Here is a 24,355-nt window from a genome sequence, read left to right as displayed (position 1 = left end):
GCGTTATCCCTTCACGGCGCCGGCGGTCAGACCCGCGGCCATCTTGCGCTGGACGAGCAGGAAGAGGACGACGATGGGCACGGCCATCATCGTGGCGCCGGCCATCATCGGGGCGTACTCCGTGCCGTGTTTGGTGGTGAAGTTGCCGAGCCATACGGTCGCGGTCTGGTTCTTCTGGCTGAGCAGCATCAGGGCGTACAGGTACTCGTTCCACGCCTGGATGAAGCCGTAGACCGACGTGGCGACCATGCCGGGGGCCAGCAGCGGGAAGACGACGCGGATGAAGGCCCCGGTGCGGCTGCAGCCGTCGACCATCGCGGCCTCCTCCAGCTCCTTGGGGATGTTGACGATGAAGCCGCGCAGCGTCCACACCGTGAACGGCAGGATGAAGGTCAGGTACGTGATGATCAGACCGGTGAGCCGGTCGTACTGGCCAAGGTCGTTGAGCAGCAGGAAGACCGGGATGATCATGGCGACCAGCGGCACCATCTGCACCGCCAGGATGCCCACGATCACGATCTTCCGGCCGCGGAAGGCGAACCTGGAGATGGCGAGCGCGGCCAGCAGGCCGACGACCATGCCGATGACGACCACCGCCAGCGACACGACGAGGCTGCGGCCCACCGGACCCCAGAAGTCCGCGATGTCCAGCGCGCGCGAGAAGTTGTCGAAGGTGATGCCGGTCGGCAGCAGGCTCGGGTCCGGGTCGATGGCGTCCTTCGCGGGCTTGAACGCCGTGTTGAGCATCCAGTAGAGCGGGAAGCCGGCGGTGACGAAGACGAGGAGACCGAGAAGGTTCCAGCCGAGACGCGCCCTCCGGGGCCGCGCGGTCGCAAGCGTGCTCACGCTGGTCATTCGACGTCTCCGATCTTCAGCATCTGACGCATATAGACGGCGACCACGCCCAGCAGCAGCACGACGGTGAGCAGCGCGATCGCCGAGCCCTGGGCGTAGTCGTTGACGACGAACGCCCGGTCGTAGGAGTAGGTGTTGAGGACCTGGAACTCCGGCTCCGGATGGCCGTTTCGCATCACGAAGACCTGGGGGAAGACGCCCATGTCCCAGATCACCGACAGGGTCGTGAGCATCACGATGATGGGCTTGAGGACGGGCAGGGTGACATAGCGGAACACGCCCCAGGCGCCGGCGCCGTCGAGCCGGGCCGCCTCCTCCAGTTCCTTGGGGACCTGGGTGAGACCGGCGCTCAGGGTGATCACGACGAAGGGCACGGCCCCCCACACCACCAGCAGCATGATCACGGCCAGGCCCTCCGGCCCGCTCGCGAACCAGTTGTGGCCGATCATCTCGACGCCGGGCAGCTTGCTGAGCAGCGCGTTGAAGACGCCGTAGTCCGAGTCGAAGAGCCACTTGAAGACGGTGGTCGCCACGATCACGGGCATGCCCCAGCTGGCCACCAGCACGATGTTGATGAGCACCTTCAGCCAGCCGGAGACCCGCTGCAGCAGCAGCGCGATCGCCATGCCGACGACCATCGTGAAGACGACGGCACCGCCCGCGAAGATGATCGTGCGCAGGACGACGGCCCAGAACTCGTCGTCGCCGAGCACCTTGGCGAAGTTGTCGAAGCCGACCGACTCGGCCGGCTGGAAGCCCCACAGCTGGGACTGTCCGAACTTCTGGAAGGACAGAGTGACCAGACGGGCCAGCGGATAGCCCATCACCAGCGCGAGGATCAGCAGGCAGGGCGCGAGCAGCAGCCATGGGACGCCGGCCGGGCTCGATGTGCGCCGTCCGCGGGGTGTGTCCGGGGTGCCCGGGGGCGGCGGTGCCTGCCGCGGCGGCGGCACCTTGGCAGGGGTGGTCGTGTCTGCGGCACTCATCGCGCGCTCCTCAGGGGTCCCTCAGGTCGAACGGGCGGCGGGGCTCCACCACGTGGGAGCCCCGCCCGAAGGTCACTTGGTGTTGATGACCTTGTCGATCGCGTCGTCCGCCTCCTTGGCCGCCTCCTCGACCGACTTCTTGCCGGTGCCGATGCTCTGCAGCATGGTCTGCAGGATCTGGGCCTTCTCGACCTGGCCCCAGCCCGGCGCCATCGGGACGAACCAGTTGGACTCGGCCGCGGTGGCCGGGACCGCCGTCGCGGGGTCGTTCTTCAGCGTCGCGAGGTCGGTCTTGTTGTTGGGCAGGTTGCCCTTGGCCATCAGGCCCTTCTGCCCGGAGGAACCGGCGAAGGCGTTGATCCACTCGGCGGCGAGGGCCTGGGCGTCGGACTTCACCGGAACGGCGAGGTCGGAGCCGCCCAGGAAGACGGGCATGTTCTTGCCGGACGGGCCGGGCATCACGAAGTTCTCGAGGTTGCCCTTGAGGTCGCCGGTCTTGTCGTTCTTGGGATCCTCCGCGGTCGCGCCCTCCCAGGCGGCAGCGAAGATCATGGCGGACTTGCCCTGGCCGTAGACGATGTAGCGGTCGGACTCGTCCTTGGTCTTGTCGCCGTGCATGTAGGAGTCGACGACGTTCTTGAAGTCCGTGAGTCCCTTCACGGACTGGGGCGAGGAGAGCGTGGCCTTCCACTGGCCGCCCTCCTCCTTGGCGATGGCGCCGCCCGCGTCGTAGACGAAGGACATGGCCGCGTACCAGTCACGGGTCGGCTGGTACCAGGCGTTGTACTTGTCACCCTGCTTCTTCTGGATCTTGTCCAGGGCGGCGGTGAGCTCGTCATACGTCTTCGGGGGTGTCTTCACACCGACCGACGCCGCCACGTCCTTGCGCCAGTTGGCCACCCGGCCGCCGGCGTAGTAGGGGACTCCGTAGGTCTTGCCGTCGTAGGTCACCGAGGCCTTGAGGCCGTCCAGCCAGGCGGAGGAGCTGTCGAACTTGGCCGGGTCGACGGGAGCGAAGGCACCCTTGACCATGTAGCCGAGCATCTCGGTGTTGCCCATCTCGACCACGTCGGGGGCCTTGTCGGTGGCGAGCACGGCGTCGAGCTTGGCGTTCTTGTCCGGCCAGCCGTAGTACTCGTGGTTGATCTTGACGCCGGGGTGCTTCTTCTGGACCGCCGCGTCGGCGGCCTTCACCAGGTCCGGCCAGTTGTTCTGCGCGTCGACGGTGAGCCAGACGGTCAGCTCCTTGGCGTCCGCCCCGCCCTTGTCCGACCCGCCGCTGTCGCCCTCTCCCCCGCACGCCGCAATGGAGGCCATCATGCCCGCGATACCGATCGCGGCTGCCAGTTTGCGCTTCACGCCACCCTCCTCAGGGATGCCACACCCCCCTGCCTCCCCGCGCGAGCGTTGGGCCGGGACCTGGACCAATGGTGTAGACCAGTACCGGGAGCTTGGACCAGACCAAAAGCCCTGTCAAGGGTCACGGAAGGGGCCTGACCAGCCGTTATGCGACCTACATATGAAGGAACCTTTAAGTAAGAAGCCAGCGAAAACAACGACGCCGGAGTACTCTCATCCGCTAGACCACTCGGCGGCATGGACTAGACCAAAAGTGGTGGCGACGGTATACAGAAGGGATCACGATGTGACCCGCATCCGGAGCCGGGAAGGCGAAGCATGAGCACCGACGTCAGCAGTGCGGAGAACGAGAACGGCGCCACCGTCCGTACCGCCCGCGTGCCCAAGTACTACCGCCTGAAGAAGCACCTCCTCGACATGACGGAGACCCAGGCGCCCGGCACCCCGGTCCCGCCCGAGCGCACCCTGGCCGCCGAGTTCGACACCTCCCGCACGACCGTGCGCCAGGCCCTTCAGGAGCTGGTCGTCGAGGGTCGCCTGGAGCGCATCCAGGGCAAGGGCACCTTCGTCGCCAAGCCGAAGGTCTCCCAGGCGCTGCAACTCACCTCGTACACCGAGGACATGCGCGCCCAGGGCCTGGAGCCGACCTCGCAGCTCCTCGACATCGGCTACATCACCGCCGACGACCGCCTCGCCGATCTGCTCGACATCACGGCCGGCGGCCGGGTGCTGCGCATCGAGCGGCTGCGCATGGCCAACGGTGAGCCGATGGCGATCGAGACGACCCACCTGAGCGCGAAGCGCTTCCCGGCGCTCAGGCGCAGCCTGGTGAAGTACACCTCCCTCTACACCGCGCTCGCCGAGGTCTACGACGTCCACCTCGCCGAGGCCGAGGAGACCATCGAGACCTCCCTGGCCACCCCGCGCGAGGCCGGCCTGCTCGGCACCGACGTGGGCCTGCCGATGCTGATGCTGTCCCGGCACTCGCTGGACCGGGACGGGCAGCCGGTGGAGTGGGTGCGGTCGGTGTACCGCGGGGACCGGTACAAGTTCGTGGCTCGGCTCAAGCGGCCGCAGGATTAGGCCACTTGAGGTAGTGCACGCGGTGTAGCGCATCCCCCTTTCCTGTTCTACGTTCCTCCCGTCGCCGCATGGACGGGAGGACCACCCGGTGCGTACCGCGAATCCCCGAACCGTCGTCATCTGGAGCCTCGTCGCGCTGGTCGGCGCCGCGGGATGGACCGTACTCGCGCTGTCCCGGGGTGAGGAGGTCTCCGCCGCCTGGATGGTCGCCGCCGCACTCGGCTCGTACGCCATCGCCTACCGCTTCTACGCCAAGTTCATCGCGTACAAGGTCCTCAAGGTCGACCGGAACAGGGCCACCCCGGCCGAACGCCTCAACAACGGCATCGACTTCCACCCCACCGACCGCCGTGTCCTGCTCGGCCACCACTTCGCGGCGATCGCCGGCGCCGGACCACTGGTGGGGCCCGTGCTGGCCGCGCAGATGGGGTATCTCCCGGGCACGATCTGGATCATCGTCGGCGTCATCTTCGCGGGCGCGGTCCAGGACATGGTGGTGCTGTTCTTCTCCACCCGCCGGGACGGCCGCTCGCTGGGCCAGATGGCGCGCGAGGAGATCGGCCCGTTCGGCGGCGCGGCGGCGCTGCTGGCCACCTTCGTCATCATGATCATCCTGCTCGGCGTGCTGGCCCTGGTGATCGTCAACGCCCTCGCGCAGTCCCCGTGGGGCACCTTCTCCATCGCGATGACGATCCCGATCGCCCTGCTGATGGGCTTCTACCTGCGGGTGCTGCGCCCCGGCCGGGTCACCGAGGTCTCGGTCATCGGCGTCGCCCTGCTGCTGCTCGCCCTGGTCGCGGGGCGCTGGGTCGCCGAGTCCTCGTGGGCCGGCACCTTCACCCTCGCGCCCTCGACGCTGGTCGTCTGGATGGTGGCGTACGGCTTCATCGCCTCGATCCTGCCGGTGTGGATGCTGCTGGCGCCGCGCGACTACCTGTCGACCTTCATGAAGATCGGCACGATCTTCCTGCTCGCCCTCGGTGTGGTCGTCGCGCTGCCGACGCTGAAGATGGACCCGGTGACGGACTTCGCCTCCCGCGGCGACGGCCCGGTCTTCGCGGGGTCGCTCTTCCCCTTCGTCTTCATCACCATCGCCTGCGGCGCCCTGTCCGGCTTCCACGCGCTGATCTCGTCCGGTACGACGCCGAAGATGATCCAGAAGGAGACACAGGTCCGGATGATCGGCTACGGCTCCATGCTGATGGAGTCGTCGGTCGCCGTGATGGCGCTGGTCGCGGCGAGCATCATCGACCCGGGCCTGTACTTCGCGATGAACGCGCCGGCCGGGGTCATCGGCGACACCGTGCAGAACGCCTCGCAAGTGGTGGGCAGTTGGGGCTACCAGATCTCCCCGGAGGACCTGGCCCAGGCGGCGAAGAACGTCGAGGAGGCGTCCCTGCTCTCCCGCACCGGCGGGGCGCCCACCCTCGCCATCGGCGTCTCGGAGATCTTCTCGCAGGTCACCGGCGGCGGGCTGCGCGCCTTCTGGTATCACTTCGCGATCATGTTCGAGGCGCTGTTCATCCTGACCGCGCTGGACGCCGGCACGCGCGTGGGCCGGTTCATGCTCCAGGACATGCTGGGCAACGTCTACCGGCCCTTCAAGAACGTCAGCTGGAAGCCGGGCCTGGCCATCACCAGCGCGATCGTGTGCGGTCTGTGGGGCTACTTCCTGTGGGTGGGCGTCCACGAGCCTCTCGGCGGCATCAACCAGCTGTTCCCGATCTTCGGCATCTCGAACCAGCTGCTCGCGGCCGTCGCCCTCGCCGTCTGCACGACTCTGCTGGTGAAGTCCGGGCGCCTGAAGTGGGCCTGGATCACCGGGGTTCCGCTGGCCTGGGACGCCACGGTGACGCTGACCGCCAGCTGGCAGAAGGTGTTCTCCAGCGACCCGAAGGTCGGTTTCCTCAAGCAGCGTCAGATCTTCCAGGACGCCATCGACCGCGGCGAGGTGCTGCCGCCCGCCAAGAGCATGGACGACATGCACACCGTGGTCACCAACTCCACGGTGGACGGAGTCCTCACGGCGGCCCTCGCCCTCCTGATCGTCGTCGTGATCGTCGACGCCACCCGCGTCTGCGTCCGGCATGTCCGCCGCCCGGCCCTGTCCACGCTCAGCGAGACGCCGTACGTGGAGTCCAAGATCATCGCTCCGGCCGGGCTGTTCCCGACCAAGGAGGAGAAGGAGGAGGAGCGCAGTGCGGTCACTTCGGCGGGTGCTCGGTAGCGTGCGCTGGTATGTGCGGGAGCTGACCGACGAGTCGGCGTACGACCGCTATGTCGCACACATCCGGCATGAGCACCCGGACGCGAAGGTGCCCTCCCGGCGCGACTTCGAACGGATGCGGACGGACCGTCAGGAAGCCGACCCACGCCAGGGGTTCCGCTGCTGCTGAGCGCGGCGCCGCCCTGAAGCTGCCATGCACACCAACCCTCCACATCCGATATGCGGACAGGGTCTTCCGCTGTCGTTGCACCGTCACCTACATTGCCCGGGCGTTTCTCAGGTGATCAGTGAGGGGACGGAGCCGTCAGATGTCAGATGTGCCAGAAGTGAACAGAGGGCCGGTGGTGACGCCTGTGCGGGTCGTCATCGCGCTCTGCCTCGGCGCGCCCTTCGTGGCGATGCTGTGGGTCGGTTCGTATGCCAAGACCGATCCGACGTTGGCCGGCATCCCGTTCTTCTACTGGTACCAGATGCTGTGGGTCCTCATCTCCACGCTGCTGACGATGACCGCGTACAAGCTGTGGCAGCGTGACCAGCGTGCCCGCGCCGCTCAGAAGGGCGGTGCGTCGAAGTGAAGGACGGCGTCAACGGCGTTGCACTCGCCGTCTTCATCATCTTCTTCCTGCTCGTCACGGTCATGGGCTTCCTCGCCGCGCGCTGGCGCAAGGCCGAGAACGAGAACAGCCTCGACGAATGGGGCCTGGGCGGCCGGTCGTTCGGCACCTGGGTCACCTGGTTCCTGCTCGGCGGCGACCTGTACACGGCGTACACCTTCGTCGCCGTACCCGCGGCGATCTACGCGGCGGGCGCGGCCGGCTTCTTCGCGGTGCCGTACACGATCCTGGTGTACCCGCTGGTCTTCACGTTCCTGCCGCGTCTGTGGTCGGTGTCGCACAAGCACGGCTATGTGACGACCTCGGACTTCGTGCGCGGGCGCTTCGGTTCCAAGGGCCTGTCGCTGGCGGTGGCCGTCACCGGCATCCTGGCGACGATGCCGTACATCGCGCTCCAGCTCGTCGGCATCCAGGCCGTGCTGGACGTGATGGGCGTCGGCGGCGGCGAGAACACCAACTGGTTCATCAAGGACCTGCCGCTGCTCATCGCCTTCGGTGTGCTGGCCGCGTACACCTACTCGTCGGGTCTGCGCGCCCCCGCGCTGATCGCGTTCGTGAAGGACACGCTGATCTACATCGTCATCGCGGTGGCGATCATCTACATCCCGATCAAGCTGGGCGGCTTCGACGAGATCTTCGCCAAGGCGAGCGAGGCGTACAGCCAGACCAACCCGGCCACGGGCGCGCCGCGCGGTGCGCTGGTCCCAGCCGAGGCCGGGCAGTGGACGTACGCCACGCTGGCGCTGGGCTCCGCGCTCGCGCTCTTCATGTACCCGCACTCGATCACCGCGACGCTGTCCTCCCGCAGCCGTGAGGTGATCCGCCGCAACACCACGATCCTGCCGCTGTACTCCCTGATGCTGGGCCTGCTGGCCCTGCTGGGCTTCATGGCGATCGCGGCCGGGATCAAGGTGCAGAACGGCCAGCTGGCGATTCCGCAGCTGTTCGAGAACATGTTCCCGTCCTGGTTCGCGGGCGTGGCCTTCGCGGCGATCGGCATCGGCGCGCTGGTGCCGGCGGCGATCATGTCGATCGCGGCCGCGAATCTCTTCACCCGCAACATCTACAAGGACTTCATCAAGCCGGACGCCACGCCCGCGCAGGAGACCAAGGTCTCCAAGATCGTGTCCCTGCTGGTGAAGGTGGGCGCGCTGGTCTTCGTCCTGACGATGGACAAGACGGTCGCCATCAACTTCCAGCTGCTGGGCGGCATCTGGATCCTGCAGACCTTCCCGGCCCTGGTCGGCGGCCTGTTCACCCGCTGGTTCCACCGCTGGGCGCTGCTGGCCGGCTGGGCGGTCGGCATGATCTACGGCACGGTCGCCGCGTACGGCGTCGCCTCCCCGACCCAGCAGCACTTCGGCGGTTCGGCGAAGGAGATCCCGGGCATCGGCGAGATCGGCTACATCGGCCTGACGGCGTTCGTGCTCAACGTCCTGGTCACCGTGGTCCTGACCTTCGTCCTGAAGGCCGCGAAGGCTCCGGACGGCGTCGACGAGACGAAGCCGGAGGACTACACGGCGGACGCCGGGGACCCGGGCGTGGAGGTGGAACTGCCGCCGGCGACGGCGGGCTCGTCCCACTGACGCCGGTTCACCTGCCCGATGGCCGGGCGTGCCGCACTAGCTGCGCGTACGCCCGGCCATCTGCTGCCAGAAGTCGTCCAGTTCCCGGACGCGCATGCTGACCCAGTGCGGTGTCTTGCGGCGCAGGCCTCTGGGAAGGTGGCGGCGTGCGCGTCCCGGTAGCAGGGCCTGTTGCTGGCGGCAGAACGGCTCCCGGATCTCCCCCCTGGGCACGCAGCCCCGCGGCGGGTAGGGGCAGAGCTGGAACTTGCAGTCCGGCAGACATGTCGTGCCCGGCGTGGGCGGGGCCGAGATGCCGGCCCGCAGGTCGGGCCGCAGCGGACCGCGGTCGCTGCGGATGCACGGCGGGAGCTGCATCCCGGGCTGCTCGACGCGGGCCATCCGCTCCTCGACCTCGTCGGGATGCCCGTCCCGTTCGACGAGGTTCAGCATCACCAGCACATCGGCGACGAGGCGTTGGGCACGCGCATCGAGGGTGCTCCACCCGACCGAGGGCGGAATCCACAGGTTGTGCTTGCGGTATCCCTCGGGGCTGCCCGTGCGTGCGCCGATGTTGTCGGCGACGCCCTTCTCGTCAATCCAGAGGAACCGCTCCGGCTGCCCGGTCTCCAGCGCGAGGGCGACCAGGTCGCCCGCCTCGGCGACGAACGGGTGCAGGAACCGCCGGGGCGAGTCGCCGTTCGGCTCCGGTTGCCCGGGCGCCGGGTTCACCGTGCCGGTCATCGACAGCCACCGCTTCACGGTCTGTACGGCGGTCGTCCCGCGCATCCCCGGGTACGGCCCACGCGCGCCGTCGCGATCGCCCTTCCCGTTCGTCGCCTGTGCATCCGGCTCGTGGACGCCCAGGCCGTCCGGGAGCTCCCACAGGCACAGCGCCTGGAGCAGCATGAGCTGCGCGTACCAGCAACGGGACTGCCGCAGCACGGTCTCCGCCTGCCGGATCAGGTCGGCGCGACCGCCGGTGTAGGCCTGCGGATGCCGTATGCGCCGGTTGGCCGCGTACTTGAAACCCTGGGCCAGCGCGGCCTCCAGGGCGAGCGGCAGGTCGGGGGCGCCGCCGGTGGCCTTCGGGTCGAGGTGGCGCAGCCACTTGGTGAGGCGTTCCCTGGCCTCGTCACGGTGCGCCTCGTCGACGGAGCCCAGCAGCATGGGGATCATCCAGGCGCGCATCGTGAACTCCCGGAGCAGATCGACCCGCCTCCTGCGGTATTCCTGGTTGAGACCGCGCCGGTCCTGCTGCAGCCGGCCGATGCGCTCGGAACGGGCCCGTGAGGGCGCGCCCGCGGCCCTCGCCCGTGCCATGCGCTCGGCCCATCGCTCGTACTCCCGCCGCTTCCACGCCGTCAGCTCGCCGAGCCGGTCGTCGTACTCCCGCACGGGGTCGGTGTTAATCCCGACCCATCCGCGGATCACCGCAAACGCCGCGTTGCCGCCGGTGCCGAACTCCTGGGCCGCGGCCAGGCGGATGGAGTAGGAGGGTTCCCGTACGCCGATCTGGACGAGGTCCTCGTAGAGCGGAGTGGTGTCGATCCGGCCGGAGACGCCGCGCAGCGCTGCCCCTAGTTGCCTGAGCAGCCTCAGTTTGGCGTCGTCGAGAGTGCGCCGGTCCCCCTTGAAACCGGCCCACCTCTTGCGCACTTCGTCGACGATGCCGCCCAGCAGCCTCGGGGACTCCTCCGCGCTCTCGATCTCCACGGCCGCCGCGTACAGATCCAGGGCCTTGGGATCCTCGGTACGGCGGCGCGCGGCCGTGCGGAGCCGGTGGGCCACGGTGTGGCCGCCCACGGGCGACTTGCGGAGCAGTTCCTCGATCTCCTTCTTCGCCTCCGCCCGGACACCGTCCCTCGGGGCCCGCAGCGTCGCCGCCCGCCGGCGCGACAACAGCACCAGGGACATGAGCAGTTCGCGACTGGGGCCGGGTGGCTGCAACGCCTGCTCGACGAGCTCTCCGGTGTCCCGCTCGCCCAGTTCGTTCAGGACGCGGTAGCCGAAGTAGGCCTGGATGATGCTGTGCGGGAAGCGGACCTTGCGTTCGAAGCCCTCCACCAGTCCCAGCTTGTCGGCGTTGCGCGCGATCCGGGCGAGGGCGGCACGGCACTGGTCCATGTTGCCCCGGCGCAGCCGCCTCCGCTCCTCCTGGCCGAGCCGTCGGCAGAGCACGTCCCAGATCTGCTGCCGGTGCCACTCGGAGAAGACGTTGCCGCGTCTGCCGTACCGGTCGAAGCCGCGTCCGCTGCTCCACAGGTGCTCGGCGCGGGCCTGCGCACGCCTGGCCGGGCCGGGATGGACGTCGGTGTCGAGCAGTTCCCCGAAGCCGACCTCCAGCTTGTCCTGGAGCAGTCCCACGCAGGCCAGCGCGGAGACCACTTCGAGGGTGTCGCGGCGCTCCCGTCGGCTCAGTGCGACGTCCTTGCGCAGCCGGCCCTCGCACAGTGCCTGGTCCCAGGTCTCCAGCAGCCAGAGCCGCAGCGTGCCGCGGTCGCGGCTGCGGGTGTTCATGTGCTGCGGGTCGTTGTCCGGACGATCGTGCTCCAGGGCTCCGTGTCGGTGCAGTTCGCGGGCTATCTGCAGATAGACGGGCGATTCGGTCACCTCCGCCGTCTCCACGATCCAGTCCACGCGGCGTTCGTCGGCCTCCGGAACATGTGCCTGGACGAAGCGCAGGGCCTCCTCCTCGCTGAGCGGTTCCAGCTCCACGATCGCGGCCGGGGTGCTCTCCAGCGGGCTGTGCGGCCGGGAGGCGATGACGAGGGGCAGTTTCTCCTCGTGGGCGCGCTCGATGGCCCGCCGGATGATGTTGTCCCGGTTCTGCTGGAGGCCGTCGCCGAGAAGGGCCTCCTCCAGCCCGTCGGCGATGACGACCGGTTTGTCGTCGGCGAGCAGCTGCTGCCAGACCCGGTCGGTCTTGCTGCGCGCGAGGATGCCCCGGGGCGCCTCCTCGGCGAAGCGCTGCCTGGCCATGCGTTCGAAGTTCAGGTCGCCGGTCGCGTCCCGCAGCCGGATCGGCACCGGCACGGCGTTCTGCTCGGCCAGCAGTTCGGTGAGCCGGACCAGCACGGCCGTCTTGCCCACGCCGACGCCGCCGACCAGCAGATAGGGCCGGCGGGTGTCGCGCTCCCGCAGCCGTTCGGCGATGACCTGGGCGATGTCCTCCCGGCCCACGATGTCAGCGGCGTCCGGGCCGGCGGTGACCACCAGTCCATGGGGGTCGTCCCGTGCCTTCGCGAGATAGCGCCGCTTCGTCCACCGGTACCACCAGAACAGGAAGAGCGTGGCGGCGATCGACGCGGCGAGCACCGGGCCGACGAAGCGCATGACGGCTTCGAACCCCTCGCTGTCCTGCCGCCACTCCTCAAAGCCGGTCGTGGTGCCCGTGATCACGATGTACAGGCCCTCCACGGCCCAGGCGAGCAGCGCGAGCGCGGCCACCACCCAGACGGCCCGGGTGGCGTTGGTGTAGGAGATCCAGCGGCGCCATTTCTTGGGGCGGGTGGTGCCACGGCGGGCTTCCAGACGGATCGTCAGCCGGTGCCAGTGCCCCACGAATCCCCGCCCGGCCCAACTGCCCGCCCGTCTCGGAGCAAGTGTCGCCATCGGCGCGTTGCGCGGCCGCTCCTTGCCGGGCGGGTGCCGGACGACCCTCGTCATCGTGCGTCTCCTTCCGAGACAGGCTCTCGAAACGAAAGGGACCGCGGGCGTCGACACCTACCTCCATGGAAGCACTCCCAAAACTGCCCGCAACCCGGCGGCCCTCGATAAAAAACCCAGGCCGTCGCCGGGACCCGTCCGCCAGACTCGACCGCATGGACATCGTGATCCGGCAGGTGCATCCCGGCGAGTACGACGCGCTCGGCGAGATCACCGCCCAGGCCTACCTCCAGGACGACCTCCTCGACTTCGGTGAGAGCGACTCGTACCTGGGGGAGCTCAAGGACGTGGCGGGGCGGGCGGCTGCCGCCGAGGTGCTCGTGGCCGTCGAGGACGACCGGCTGCTGGGCGGGGTGACCTTCGTGCCGTGCGGCGGCCCCATGGCCGACATAGCCCGGCCCGGCGAGGCCGAGATCCGGATGCTCGCCGTCGACGGCATCGCCCGCGGACGCGGCGCCGGCGAGGCCCTCGTCCGCGCCTGCGTCTCCCGCGCCCGGGCCACCGAGGGCTGTGTGCGGATCGTGCTGTCGACCCAGCGGACCATGCTCGGCGCGCATCGCATCTACGAACGCCTGGGCTTCGTCCGCACACCCGATCGGGACTGGAATCCGCTCCCGGACGTCCTCGACCTCACTCTCCTCACCTATGAGTTGACGCTCTGAAACCACCGCGACACAACATCTGGGGGTGGCGTGGCGGGCGAGCACAAGATGTATGCTCGTCCTCGCTGTCGTCGCAGGGGAATCCGGTGCGAATCCGGAACTGTCCCGCAACGGTGTACTTGTGCATGTCTGTTCCCAGGAACCCCAGGAACCCAGGAACCCCGTGCACAGGAGTCAGTCCGAGGACCTGCCGACAGCGCGCCCGGCCACCCGGCCGGTGCGCCCAGACGTCCGGGCCTCGTGGAATGGGCCGGTGGACGCGACGCCGTGTGCGCTCGTGTGCTGCCCCCTGCCCTCCGCAAGGCCCCCGTGCCGAGCGAGGGAGAGCCCCCACGTGACCATCGCGCCAGCAGACCCGGCCTCAGCCGTCTCAGCGGTCCCGATCGACGATGACGCCCCGGGAACCGCGTTGCTGCGGCTCCTGGCCGAGCTGACCGCCGACCTCCCCGACGCCGACCCCGGCCGGGTCGCCGCCGCCGCTCTGCGCGGCCGGTCGGCCCGCGCGGACGAGGCGGAGCTGCGCGAACTGGCCACCGAGGCGGCGGCCGGTCTCATCTCCGAGGACCCCGCCTACAGCAGGCTGGCCGCCCGGCTGCTGACCATCTCCATCGCCGCCGAGGCCGCCTCGCAGGGCGTCACGTCCTTCACCGAGTCGGTCGTGGTCGGCCACCGCGAGGGGCTCATCGCCGACCGGACCGCCGAGTTCGCGCGGATCCACGCGGCCCGCCTCGACGCGCTGATCGACACGGGCGCCGACGACCGCTTCGGCTATTTCGGCCTGCGCACCCTGCACAGCCGCTATCTGCTCCGGCACCCCATCACCCGCAAGGTGATCGAGACACCCCAGCACTTCATGCTGCGTGTCGCCGCCGGTCTCGCCGAGGACGACACCACCCGGGCACTGGACGAAGTCGCCGCGCTCTACGGGCTCATGAGTCGCCTCGACTACCTCCCCTCCTCCCCCACGCTCTTCAACTCCGGCACCCGGCACCCCCAGATGTCGTCCTGCTACCTCCTCGACTCCCCGCTCGACGAGCTGGACTCCATCTACGACCGCTACCACCAGGTCGCCCGCCTCTCCAAGCACGCCGGCGGCATCGGCATCGCGTACTCCCGTATCCGCAGCCGCGGTTCACTGATCCGAGGCACCAACGGGCACTCCAACGGCATCGTCCCGTTCCTGAAGACCCTCGACGCCTCCGTCGCCGCCGTGAACCAGGGCGGCCGGCGCAAGGGTGCCGCCGCGGTCTACCTGGAGACCTGGCACTCCGACATCGAGGAGTTCCTGGAGCTGCGCGACAACACCGGTGAGGACGCCCGGCGTACGCACAACCTCAACCTCGCGCACTGGATCCCGGACGAGTTCATGCGCCGGGTCAACGCCGATGAGCCGTGGTCGCTGTTCTCGCCGTCGGACGTGCCGGAGCTGGTCGACCTGTGGGGCGAGGAGTTCGAGGCGGCGTACCGCAAGGCGGAGGCGAGCGGTCTCGCGCGGAAGACCATCCCGGCCCGTGACCTGTACGGCCGCATGATGCGCACCCTCGCGCAGACCGGCAACGGTTGGATGACCTTCAAGGACGCCGCCAACCGCACCGCCAACCAGACCGCCCTGCCGGGCCAGGTCGTCCACTCCTCCAACCTCTGCACGGAGATCCTGGAGGTCACGGACGACGGGGAGACGGCCGTCTGCAACCTGGGGTCCGTCAACCTCGGCTCGTTCGTCGACACGACGACCGGCGACATCGACTGGGAGCGGCTCGACGCCACCGTCCGCACGGCCGTCACCTTCCTCGACCGTGTCGTCGACATCAACTTCTACCCGACCGAGCAGGCGGGCCGTTCCAACGCCAAGTGGCGTCCGGTGGGCCTGGGTGCGATGGGCCTGCAGGACGTCTTCTTCAAGCTGCGGCTGCCCTTCGACTCGGCCGAGGCGAAGGCCCTGTCCACCCGTATCGCCGAGCGCATCATGCTCGCCGCGTACGAGGCCTCCGCCGACCTCGCCGAGCGGAGCGGTCCGCTGCCGGCCTGGGAGAAGACCCGTTCCGCCAAGGGTGTGCTGCACCCCGACCACTACGGCGTCGAGCTGACCTGGCCGGAGCGCTGGGCGGCCCTGCGCAGCCGTATCGCCACGACCGGTATGCGCAACTCCCTGCTGCTCGCCATCGCGCCCACCGCCACCATCGCTTCCATCGCCGGTGTCTACGAGTGCATCGAGCCGCAGGTCTCCAACCTGTTCAAGCGCGAGACGCTGTCCGGCGAGTTCCTCCAGGTCAACTCCTACCTGGTCGACGAGCTCAAGGCGCTCGGCGTCTGGGACGCCCGCACCCGTGAGGCGCTGCGCGAAGCGAACGGCTCGGTGCAGGACTTCGCCTGGATCCCCGCCGAAGTACGGGCCCTGTACCGCACGGCGTGGGAGATCCCGCAGCGCGGCCTGATCGACATGGCCGCCGACCGGACGCCGTTCCTGGACCAGTCCCAGTCCCTGAACCTGTTCCTGGAGACGCCGACCATCGGCAAGCTCTCCTCGATGTACGCGTACGCCTGGAAGTCGGGCCTGAAGACGACGTACTACCTGCGCTCGCGCCCGGCGACCCGCATCGCCCGCGCCGCCCAGGCTCAGTCCGCCCAGCCCGAGAAGACCATCCCCGTCCAGCAGGTCGCCGAGCCCGACGCCGTCGCCTGCTCCCTGGAAAACCCCGAGTCCTGCGAGGCCTGCCAGTAATGACCACCCGTAACAGCAACCTGCTCGACCCGGGCTTCGAACTGACCCTGCGTCCCATGCGCTACCCGGACTTCTACGAGCGCTACCGGGACGCCATCAAGAACACCTGGACCGTCGAGGAGGTCGACCTCCACTCCGACGTCGCCGACCTGGCGAAGCTGTCCGAGGGTGAGCAGCACATGATCGGCCGGCTGGTCGCGTTCTTCGCGACGGGCGACTCGATCGTGGCGAACAACCTGGTGCTGACGCTGTACAAGCACATCAACTCGCCCGAGGCGCGCCTGTACCTGAGCAGGCAGCTCTTCGAGGAGGCCGTGCACGTCCAGTTCTACTTGACGCTGCTCGACACCTACCTGCCCGACCCGGCGGACCGGGCGGCGGCCTTCGACGCCGTCGAGAACATCCCGTCGATCCGTGAGAAGGCCGAGTTCTGCTTCAAGTGGATCAACGAGGTCGAGAAGCTGGACCGCCTGGAGACCAAGGCCGACCGGCGTCGCTTCCTGCTCAACCTGATCTGCTTCGCGGCGTGCATCGAGGGCCTGTTCTTCTACGGTGCCTTCGCCTACGTCTACTGGTTCCGCAGCCGCGGCCTGCTGCACGGCCTGGCCACCGGCACCAACTGGGTGTTCCGCGACGAGACGATGCACATGAGCTTCGCCTTCGACGTCGTCGACACCGTCCGCAAGGAGGAGCCCGAGCTCTTCGACGGCGAACTCCAGCAGCAGGTCACCGACATGCTGAGGGAGGCCGTCGAGGCCGAGCTCCAGTTCGGGCGCGACCTGTGCGGTGACGGCCTCCCGGGCATGAACACCGAGTCGATGCGGCAGTACCTGGAGTGTGTCGCCGATCAGCGCCTGACGCGCCTCGGCTTCGCTCCGGTGTACGGCTCCGAGAACCCCTTCTCCTTCATGGAGCTGCAGGGTGTTCAGGAGCTCACCAACTTCTTCGAGCGGCGTCCCTCGGCGTACCAGGTGGCGGTGGAGGGCACCGTCGACCTGGACGAGGACTTCTGAGCCTCGGGCTCGTTGCGTCCCTGGGCCTCCCTGATCTGACGGTCGATGCGCCTGTCGTGCACGATCCCGATCACTGACGGGAGGGCCAGGAGCACGAAGATCCCGAGCACGAAGACCATGGTGAGCAGTGTCTGTGTCTGTTCTGTAGTCATGACACCACTGTCGCTCCGGACACTCATGACGAACAGTGGCAGGACTGCCGCACACCCTCGATTTACTGCCAGCCGTGAGGCACACTGGCAGTATGTTGAGAAACGTGGCCGCCGTACTCCTCGACGGTGTGCACCCCTTTGAACTGGGCGTCGTCTGCGAGGTGTTCGGCCTCGACCGCAGCGACGACGGGCTGCCCACCTACGATTTCGCCGTCGCCTCGGCCGAGGGACCGGCGCTGGGCACCCATGTCGGCGGCCTCACCGTCTCCACGCCGCACGGCCTGGAGCGGCTGGAGGAGGCCGATCTGATCGTCGTGCCGGCGGGGGATGACTTCGCCACCCGCGTCTATCCGCCAGAGCTGCTGAACGCCCTGGTCAGGGCCGTGGACCGAGGTGCGCGGGTGCTCAGCGTGTGCTCCGGCGTCTTTGTGCTCGGCGCTGCCGGGCTGCTCGACGGGCGGCGCTGCAGCGCGCACTGGCGGCACGCCGCGGAACTGGCCCGGCAGAACCCGAAGGCCATCGTCGAGCCGGACATGCTCTACGTCGACGAGGGCCCGGTGATCACCAGTGCCGGCACCGCCGCGGGGATCGACGCCTGTCTGCACATCGTGCGGCAGGAACAGGGGCCCGATGTGGCCAACAAGATCGCCCGGCGGATGGTCGTACCGCCGCACCGGGACGGCGGGCAGGCCCAGTACATCGAGCGGCCGCTGCCCCGCTCCCACTGCGACACGGTCGGCGAGGTACTGGCCTGGATGGAGGGGCACCTCGACGAGGACCTCACCGTCGAGCAGCTCGCCGAGCGTGCGCACATGTCCCCGCGCACCTTCGCCCGCCGCTTCCAGCAGGAGACCGGCACGACTCCCTACCGCTGGATCCTGCGCCAACGGGTTCTGCTGGCGCAGGAGTTGCTGGAGGGTTCGGACGAGACGGTGGACGCGATCGCGGGCCGAACGGGCTTCGGCACCGCGGCGGCGCTGCGCCACCAGTTCGTACGGGCGCTGGGGACGACCCCCAACGCCTACCGCAGGACGTTCCAGGGTCCGACCGCCGCCTAGCCGGCTCAGTCGTTGGCGACCACGGGGTAGCGGGGCTCGCTCTCGGCCATCTGCCGCAGCGCGTCCTTGCGCTCGCGCTTGGAGAGCCGGTCGATGTAGAGGTAGCCGTACAGGTGGTCGGTCTCGTGCTGCAGGCAGCGGGCGAAGTACCCGGTGCCGCGCACCTTGATCGGGTTGCCCTTCTCGTCCTGCCCGGTCACCTCGGCGTAGTCGGGGCGGGCGAGCGGCGCGTACGCGGTCGGCACGGAGAGGCAGCCCTCGTTGCTGTCGTCCAGCCGGCGCCGGTCGGCGGGCAGCTCGACCGGCTTCGGGTTGCAGACGACGCCGACGTGCCGCTCGCCCTGGTCGTCCTGGCAGTCGTAGACGAAGACCTTCAGATCGACGCCGATCTGGTTGGCGGCCAGGCCCACGCCCTCGGCGGTGTGCTGCGAGGCGAACATGTCCGCGACCAGCTGCTCCAGCTCGGCGCCGAACTCGGTGACGTCCTTGCACTCCTTGTGCAGGACCGGGTTCCCGACGACGGTGATCGGCCGCGAGGTGCCGCGCTCACGCCAGGCGTTCTCGCGCTCCTCCGTGTCCTCGGTGTCGACGACGAAACCCTCGTCGTCCACGGGGAGCACGCCCGCGTGCTGCTGCTCGGTGTCCTGCTGGGCCATGACCGACGTATGCCTTCCTGCACAAACAAAAGAAGAAAAGGGGGTGTGACGCTGATACAGGGTACGGCGAACGCTCAGCAGACCTCTTCGAGATCCCGCCAATCCCGAGAATCCGGGCTGTCGGCAACCCACCCGTCCAGCAACCCCCGAACCAGCGCGGCCGGCGCGGCCACCCCGCACTCCCGCTCCGGCACCCACAGCTGCCCGTCGGTCCGGTGCCCCAGCGGACCGGGGTGACCCGGCTCACTGTGGTCGTGCGGATCCAGGTGCTCCCCGTCGCCCTCGTCGGACGGCATCCGCGACTCGGAGCACATCCGGCACAGCAGCCGCACGGACGAGGACCAGTCCTCCGCGGCGAACCCGGCGTCGGCGGCGAGCTGCTCCAGCGCGTCCCGGTCGGCCTCGGTGGCGGCCTCCAGGAGGACCACCCAGGTGGGCACCGGCGACGGCGCCCACAGCTCGATCTCGTCGAAGACGGGGTATGCATGTCCGGCGGACGTGGTCCGCTCGCCGTGCGGCACGCCGTCGTGGAGCACGACCTCGCCCCAGCGCCGCCCGGACGACGGCAGCGGAATCGACAGCACCTCGATACGGGCGGGGTCGAGCCGCCGCCCCCACACGACCTCGGCCTCCCCCTCGGGGGACAGCCGTACGGCCGCGCTGCCCAGGTCCATGCCGACCGGCTCACCGGACTCGGTCGCCCCGCCGGGCACCCGCAGTCCGTACGCCTGCCAGGCCCGCCGGGCCAGCGGCCAGTCCTGCAGCGCGGTGGCCGCGATGCCGACGTTCCACCAGTCGGGCGCCCCGGTCTCCCGGTCGAGGAGCGCCACGGCACGCAGTCCGGCCGCCCGTGCCTGTTCCCAGTCGTGCCGGAACTTGTGCAGCAGCGCGAGGTTGAACCAGGACTCCGAAAGCCAGGGCTCCAGATCGGCGGCACGTGTAAGCAGCGCGCCCGCGTCCTCGTACCGGCCGTCGCCGATGAGCGTGAACGCCCGGTCGGTGGCCTGCCGCCAGGAGGCGGAGGGCCGGTGCCGTCCCTTGCCGAAGATCCTCACGATTCCCGCCTGCCAGTTCCGTGGAGTGGGCTGGCTAGTGCTCGCCCCCGGACACACTCTCATTCGCATCCAACCACGTACGGCTGGAAGGGCGCTCATTACCCATGGGTTACCCAGCCACGGGCGCTGTAAGACGGTCTCTGGACAGCACCCGTGCGAGCGACCCGACCACTTCCGGCGCATACTCCCCCGCGGTGCCCAGCCGCAGCTCCTCCAGCGCCTCCAGCGACCCGCCCGGACCCGCGTCGCGCACCTTCTCCTCGTAGGCGTTCACCGCCCGCACGATCCGCGCGGCGACCGGCTGCTCCGGGCAGGGGTCGGCGAGCCGCTCCACGATCATCGCGACCTGCGCATTCACCCCGGTCTGGCGTACGACGGCACCGCCGAGCAGCGCGATCCGCCGCTGTTCCTCGACGGGGAGCACGGCGGTGGCCCCGGCCGGCACCGGATCGACCAGGCTGAGCTGGCCGATGTCGTGCATGAGCGCCGCGTACTCCAGCACGGTGAGCTCCGTCTCGGACAGGCCCAGGTCCCGCCCGACCTCCCGGCTGAGCGCGGCCACCCGCCGGGCGTGTCCGGTCGGGGTGTACCCGGCGATCTCGGTGGCCCTGGCCAGGGAGGCGATGGTCTGCCGATAGGTGGTCCGCACGGCGGCGTACCGGTGGAAGGACATCTGGGTGAGCAGCAGGGGCAGCGAGAACACGGGCAGGGCCCACAGCCCGACCACGGCGACCGCGAGCGCCATCACGGCGCCGGTCGCGCAGACGGCCGACCCGATCCCGAGGGTCGCCCGCAGCTCGTCCCGCAGCAGCGGCCAGAACGGCCATCGGGTGCGCGAGTGCGCCAGGGCCGCGGCGAGCATGGCGTCGCACAGGGTGGTGAGGGCGAGGATCGCGAGCAGGAGCAGGGCGTAGGAGGTGCCCCAGCCGCGGAACGTGCCCTGGTTGAACAGGGGTTGGAAGCAGACGGCGGCGAAGCCGACGGTGAGCACGCGCCGGGCGAGATGGTCCAGCACGGGGCGCCCTCGTGCGATGTGCGGCACGCTGCCGAGGAGCGAGGCGGCGAGGACTACGGCGACGACCTGTGCGAGGCCGTGCCCGGTGGGCCGCCCGCCCAGCTCCCCCAGCAGGGCGTACGACAGCGCTGCGGCGGCCCCGAGCGGTGCGGCCTCCCTGCCCTCGGCCCCGGTCCAGCGGGTGAGCTCGCCGAGGACGATCAGGACCCCGAAGGCGACGGCCGTGCCGCGCTCGACGAGGCCGCCGGACACGCTGCCGAGCAGACAGCCCGTGGCGAGAAGGGCGGCGCAGGCGTGGACGAGGCTCAGCAGGCGGCTCGGTCTCGGGGCGCTCACCGGTGGGCTCCGGGGGCACCGGCGACCGCCGGGCGGGGAGCGGGCGCGGCGGCCTCGTCGGCGGTCACGGCCGGATGCCATCCGTGCTGGTCGACGGCTCGGGCGAGGGCCGTGACCATCCGGGGGTCGAACTGCGAGCCGGCGCACTTCTCGAGCTCCCGCAGCGCGACGGAGACTGGCCGGGCCCGCGAGTAGGACCGGGTCGAGGTCATCGCGTCGAACGCGTCCGCGACCGCCACCACCCTTGCCGATTCCGGGATCTGACTTCCGCTCAGCCCATAGGGGTAGCCGCTTCCGTCCAGCCGCTCGTGGTGATGCAGTACGGCGGCCCGGGCCTCGCCGAGGAAGGAGATCCCGCGCACCATCTCGTGCCCGTACTCGGGGTGCAGCTCGATGACCTGGCGTTCCTCGGGCGTCAGGGGCCCGTTCTTGCGCAGCAGCCGCGTCGGCACGCCCAGCTTGCCGACGTCGTGCAGGATCCCGGCGAAGCGGAGCACCTCGATGCGCTCGTCGGCCAGGCCGAGCTCACGGGCGATCATCATCGAGGCCTGTCCGACGCGCTCACTGTGGCCGCGGGTGTAGCCGTCCTTGATGTCGACGGCCTGGACGAGTGCCCGGATGGTCGCCTGGTGGGCGGCGCGTTCCCGGTGGTACTGGGCGAACGCCCACCACGACACGCACATCGGCAGCAGTACGAGCAGTGCGGCGACGGGGCCGTAGGGACTGCGCCACAGGACGGCCATCATCAGTCCGGCCAGCCCGTGCACGGCGATCGGGGCGAGCGACCGCAGGAAGAGCCCCCGCCCGGCGCGCCGTGGCGGCACGCGCTCGGCGAGCACCAGGATCCCGGCGTCGAGCACGGTCAGGGCCAGGCAGAACGCCAGCACCGCGGCTCCGGCGGGCGCGAGCGCGTAGGGGAAGTCGGACGCCACCAGGGCGTCCTGCTCGCCGAGCGCCTCGTGCACACGGGCGGCCACCCACACCGCGACCACGAGCTGCGCCGCCCGCCACACCCGCCGCAGCAGACGCGGGCTCCCGCCGACCGGAGCGCAGAGCGCCCCCGGCACCGCGACCAGCGCGGCAGCGGACGGTGGCAGCAGGAAGGCCCCGGCCAGGAGCACCGGATAGAACGGGCCGGACAGCCGCTCGCCCCCCGCGTGGAGCGTGGCCAGCAGGGCCACCGCCCACCAGGAGACGCCCGTCGCCGTCGGCGCTTGCAGGCAGTACAGGGCGCCGAGGACGACACAGCCGACGTAGACACATGCCCGTGTGGGTGTCGCCTTCATACGCCCCTCCCCGGCCACGCGCTTCAAGCACGGGAGCCTAAGGCGGCCAGGGGGGTTCGCGGTCTTATGACCGGTGAATTAGCACGTTCGAGTGACGGCTGCGCGTTCAGGATTCCTGTGGCGCGGCGGTGACGTCGTGCTCGGGCACGGTCTGGCCGGAGCGGATCAGGTCGAGCCGCCCCAGGACCTTGGCGCGCAGGTCGGTGGGCACGTCGTCATGTCCGCAGCACCGCTTGACCAGCTTCTTCACGGCCTCTTCGAGGCCGTACTTCTCCAGGCACGGCGAGCACTCCCGGAAGTGCTGCTTGAACTTGTCGCGGTCGACGTCCGGCATCTCGCTGTCGAGGAACTCGTAGAGGTGATCGAGCACCTCAGAGCAGTCCGTCTCGTGCGGCTCTCCGCAGCTCATGAGCCCGAGCCTTTCGCTTCGTTCGACTCTCCGGCGCCGGCCGGGACCAGCCCACGCTCGCGGGCGTAGTCCTCGAGCATGCCGCGCAGTTGACGGCGGCCCCGGTGCAGCCGGGACATCACCGTACCGATGGGTGTCCCCATGATGTCCGCGATCTCCTTGTACGCAAAGCCCTCTACGTCGGCCAGATACACGGCGATGCGGAATTCCTCGGGGATCGCCTGGAGCGCTTCCTTGACGTCCGAGTCGGGCAGGTGGTCGAGCGCCTGCGACTCCGCGGAGCGCAGACCCGTCGACATGTGCGACTCGGCGCGGGCGAGCTGCCAGTCCTCGATCTCCTCGGCCGCGGAGCGCTGGGGTTCGCGCTGCTTCTTGCGGTACGAGTTGATGAAGGTGTTGGTGAGGATCCGGTACAGCCACGCCTTGAGGTTGGTGCCCTCGCGGAACTGATGGAAGGACGCGTACGCCTTGGCGTAGGTCTCCTGCACCAGGTCCTCCGCGTCGGCCGGGTTGCGTGTCATACGCAGGGCGGCCGAGTACATCTGGTCGAGGAATTCGAGCGCGTCCCGCTCGAAGCGGGCGGTGCGCTCCGCGGTCGTCTCCGCGGACGTGCCCGCGCTCGTGCCCAGGCCCTCGGGCTGCTCCGCCTGGCCGTTGTCGGTCCCTGCGTCGGTACCGGGAACCGGACCCACCTCCTCAAGATTGCGGGCAGGGCCGAATCCGGACCCACCTGAATCGGAGGATAGACGACCTGCCGTACCTGCCGCCCCTCGAATAGGAGCGGCCTTCGCCGCATGCAGCACCGTCCACTCCAGGTCGGCGCGGCTGCTGCGGCTCGAATCCAGCTCTGCCGGGCGAAGCCCGTCCACGGGGTGGTGGCGGGTGACGGGCGGGCAGTAGGTCGAACCCATGCGGCGGACTCCCTCTCCTACGACGTCGGCGCTGGTGTTTCAGCACCGCTGTCCGCCTCAACAGAGGCCGGGTCCACGACATTCCCGAAGCTTTACCCGAGTGACCCGGCCCACTTCACCACCGCGTCCGTGACGATCGCCACGGCCTCGTGCTGATCGAGGGGCGCTCGCTTGGGCACGGCGAACCCGTGATCGCCGTACGGCACCTCGACCAGCTCGTGGTCGCCGTCCGGGAACTCCTCGGGTTTCCCGAACGGGTCGTTGCCGCCCTGGACGACGAGGGTCGGCACCCCGGCCCCGAGCAGCTCGTCGGCGCGGGACTTCTCGGGCCTGCCCGGCGGGTGCAGGGGGAAGCTGAGCGCGAGCACGGCATGGGCGCCCAGCTCGACGGCCGTACGGCAGGCGACGCGGGCGCCCGCGCTGCGGCCGCCGGAGATGACGGGCAGGCCGGGCACGGTGAGCGCGGGCCACAGGCCGCGCCAGCCGACGTCCAGCGTCTTCGGCGCGGGCGCCACCTTCTTGCCGGCCACCCGCCAGGGCTGCTCCACGAGGGCGACGGTCACCCCGTGGGCCGGGAGGACCTCGGCGAGGGCCACGAGGTCCCGGGCCCCGATGCCGCCTCCCGCGCCGTGGCTCGCGGCCAGCACCAGCCGTGCCTTCTTCGCCGGGTGCCAGGTGATGCGGGCGTCCCCGGCGTCCGTGCCAATGATCTCGGTCGTCAC

20 protein-coding genes and 1 riboswitch are annotated in these 24,355 nt (G+C 69.6%); of the genes, 9 read left to right on the top strand and 11 right to left on the bottom strand.

The window, feature by feature from the left end:
* Nucleotides 1–3: 3 nt before the first annotated feature.
* The 3 genes from ACFQ6S_RS33455 to ACFQ6S_RS33445 all read right to left on the bottom strand — a co-directional run bounded on the left by ACFQ6S_RS33455 (nucleotide 4) and on the right by ACFQ6S_RS33445 (nucleotide 3,200).
* Nucleotides 4–855, bottom strand: a complete 852-nt coding sequence (locus ACFQ6S_RS33455; protein ID WP_383418166.1) for a carbohydrate ABC transporter permease — start codon at nucleotides 853–855, stop codon at nucleotides 4–6.
* Complete coding sequence (locus tag ACFQ6S_RS33450; RefSeq protein ID WP_383418164.1) at nucleotides 852–1,841, bottom strand: carbohydrate ABC transporter permease; 990 nt, start codon at nucleotides 1,839–1,841, stop codon at nucleotides 852–854. The genes ACFQ6S_RS33455 and ACFQ6S_RS33450 overlap by 4 nt, the downstream gene beginning before the upstream one ends.
* 72 nt (nucleotides 1,842–1,913) lie before the next feature.
* Nucleotides 1,914–3,200 carry an extracellular solute-binding protein gene (locus tag ACFQ6S_RS33445; protein WP_383418162.1) on the bottom strand — a complete coding sequence of 429 codons (1,287 nt, stop codon included), beginning with the start codon at nucleotides 3,198–3,200 and terminating at the stop codon, nucleotides 1,914–1,916.
* Nucleotides 3,201–3,518: 318 nt separating this feature from the next.
* On the opposite strand from ACFQ6S_RS33445, the gene ACFQ6S_RS33440 reads away from it, so the two are divergent.
* From ACFQ6S_RS33440 to mctP, 5 genes are all read left to right on the top strand, one after another.
* Nucleotides 3,519–4,283 (top strand): GntR family transcriptional regulator, encoded by a 765-nt coding sequence (locus ACFQ6S_RS33440; RefSeq protein WP_030947772.1) that lies wholly within the window; start codon nucleotides 3,519–3,521, stop codon nucleotides 4,281–4,283.
* An 88-nt stretch (nucleotides 4,284–4,371) separates the two neighbouring features.
* Nucleotides 4,372–6,510, top strand: coding sequence for a carbon starvation CstA family protein (locus tag ACFQ6S_RS33435; RefSeq protein WP_383418160.1), 2,139 nt, complete (start codon nucleotides 4,372–4,374; stop codon nucleotides 6,508–6,510).
* Nucleotides 6,482–6,679: a YbdD/YjiX family protein gene (locus ACFQ6S_RS33430; protein WP_383418158.1), complete on the top strand. Its 198-nt coding sequence runs from the start codon at nucleotides 6,482–6,484 to the stop codon at nucleotides 6,677–6,679. The genes ACFQ6S_RS33435 and ACFQ6S_RS33430 overlap by 29 nt, the downstream gene beginning before the upstream one ends.
* A 139-nt stretch (nucleotides 6,680–6,818) precedes the next feature.
* Nucleotides 6,819–7,085 (top strand): DUF3311 domain-containing protein, encoded by a 267-nt coding sequence (locus ACFQ6S_RS33425; RefSeq protein ID WP_383418156.1) that lies wholly within the window; start codon nucleotides 6,819–6,821, stop codon nucleotides 7,083–7,085.
* Nucleotides 7,082–8,710: a monocarboxylate uptake permease MctP gene (gene mctP / locus ACFQ6S_RS33420; protein WP_383418154.1), complete on the top strand. Its 1,629-nt coding sequence runs from the start codon at nucleotides 7,082–7,084 to the stop codon at nucleotides 8,708–8,710. Before ACFQ6S_RS33425 ends, mctP begins: the two co-directional genes overlap by 4 nt.
* Before the next feature lie 36 nt (nucleotides 8,711–8,746).
* On the opposite strand, the gene ACFQ6S_RS33415 is transcribed toward mctP, so the two are convergent.
* Nucleotides 8,747–12,358: an NACHT domain-containing protein gene (locus tag ACFQ6S_RS33415; protein WP_383418152.1), complete on the bottom strand. Its 3,612-nt coding sequence runs from the start codon at nucleotides 12,356–12,358 to the stop codon at nucleotides 8,747–8,749.
* A 155-nt stretch (nucleotides 12,359–12,513) separates the two neighbouring features.
* Here ACFQ6S_RS33415 and ACFQ6S_RS33410 point away from each other — a divergent pair, with 155 nt between their 5' ends.
* The 4 genes from ACFQ6S_RS33410 (at nucleotide 12,514) to ACFQ6S_RS33395 (ending at nucleotide 17,965) form a co-directional block, all read left to right on the top strand.
* Nucleotides 12,514–13,020, top strand: a complete 507-nt coding sequence (locus tag ACFQ6S_RS33410; protein ID WP_383418150.1) for a GNAT family N-acetyltransferase — start codon at nucleotides 12,514–12,516, stop codon at nucleotides 13,018–13,020.
* A gap of 35 nt (nucleotides 13,021–13,055) precedes the next feature.
* A riboswitch (cobalamin riboswitch) is annotated at nucleotides 13,056–13,230 on the top strand.
* Between the two features lie 124 nt (nucleotides 13,231–13,354).
* Complete coding sequence (locus tag ACFQ6S_RS33405) at nucleotides 13,355–15,742, top strand: ribonucleoside-diphosphate reductase subunit alpha (protein WP_383418149.1); 2,388 nt, start codon at nucleotides 13,355–13,357, stop codon at nucleotides 15,740–15,742.
* Nucleotides 15,742–16,755: a ribonucleotide-diphosphate reductase subunit beta gene (locus ACFQ6S_RS33400; protein ID WP_383418147.1), complete on the top strand. Its 1,014-nt coding sequence runs from the start codon at nucleotides 15,742–15,744 to the stop codon at nucleotides 16,753–16,755. Before ACFQ6S_RS33405 ends, ACFQ6S_RS33400 begins: the two co-directional genes overlap by 1 nt.
* Nucleotides 16,756–16,999: 244 nt before the next feature.
* Nucleotides 17,000–17,965, top strand: coding sequence for a helix-turn-helix domain-containing protein (locus ACFQ6S_RS33395; RefSeq protein ID WP_383418146.1), 966 nt, complete (start codon nucleotides 17,000–17,002; stop codon nucleotides 17,963–17,965).
* Between the two features lie 5 nt (nucleotides 17,966–17,970).
* On the opposite strand, the gene def is transcribed toward ACFQ6S_RS33395, so the two are convergent.
* The 7 genes from def to ACFQ6S_RS33360 all read right to left on the bottom strand — a co-directional run bounded on the left by def (nucleotide 17,971) and on the right by ACFQ6S_RS33360 (nucleotide 24,355).
* The gene (gene def, locus ACFQ6S_RS33390; RefSeq protein WP_383418144.1) at nucleotides 17,971–18,621 is read right to left on the bottom strand and encodes a peptide deformylase; all 651 of its coding nucleotides are present in this window, start codon (nucleotides 18,619–18,621) and stop codon (nucleotides 17,971–17,973) included.
* A 74-nt stretch (nucleotides 18,622–18,695) separates the two neighbouring features.
* Nucleotides 18,696–19,676, bottom strand: a complete 981-nt coding sequence (locus ACFQ6S_RS33385; protein WP_383418143.1) for a tetratricopeptide repeat protein — start codon at nucleotides 19,674–19,676, stop codon at nucleotides 18,696–18,698.
* A 109-nt stretch (nucleotides 19,677–19,785) separates the two neighbouring features.
* Nucleotides 19,786–21,027, bottom strand: coding sequence for an HD-GYP domain-containing protein (locus ACFQ6S_RS33380; protein ID WP_383418141.1), 1,242 nt, complete (start codon nucleotides 21,025–21,027; stop codon nucleotides 19,786–19,788).
* Nucleotides 21,024–22,313 (bottom strand): HD-GYP domain-containing protein, encoded by a 1,290-nt coding sequence (locus tag ACFQ6S_RS33375; protein ID WP_383418139.1) that lies wholly within the window; start codon nucleotides 22,311–22,313, stop codon nucleotides 21,024–21,026. Before ACFQ6S_RS33375 ends, ACFQ6S_RS33380 begins: the two co-directional genes overlap by 4 nt.
* A gap of 106 nt (nucleotides 22,314–22,419) precedes the next feature.
* Nucleotides 22,420–22,722, bottom strand: coding sequence for a mycothiol system anti-sigma-R factor (gene rsrA, locus ACFQ6S_RS33370; protein WP_383418137.1), 303 nt, complete (start codon nucleotides 22,720–22,722; stop codon nucleotides 22,420–22,422).
* Nucleotides 22,719–23,414: an RNA polymerase sigma factor SigR gene (gene sigR, locus ACFQ6S_RS33365; RefSeq protein ID WP_383418135.1), complete on the bottom strand. Its 696-nt coding sequence runs from the start codon at nucleotides 23,412–23,414 to the stop codon at nucleotides 22,719–22,721. Before sigR ends, rsrA begins: the two co-directional genes overlap by 4 nt.
* A 311-nt stretch (nucleotides 23,415–23,725) precedes the next feature.
* Nucleotides 23,726–24,355, bottom strand: a complete 630-nt coding sequence (locus ACFQ6S_RS33360; protein ID WP_383418133.1) for an alpha/beta family hydrolase — start codon at nucleotides 24,353–24,355, stop codon at nucleotides 23,726–23,728.

The organism is Streptomyces sp. NPDC056479 (assembly GCF_042795335.1).
Classification (GTDB): domain Bacteria; phylum Actinomycetota; class Actinomycetes; order Streptomycetales; family Streptomycetaceae; genus Streptomyces.
The sequence above is the reverse complement of the archived record's forward strand: the minus strand, read 5'-3'. Positions and strand labels throughout refer to the sequence as shown.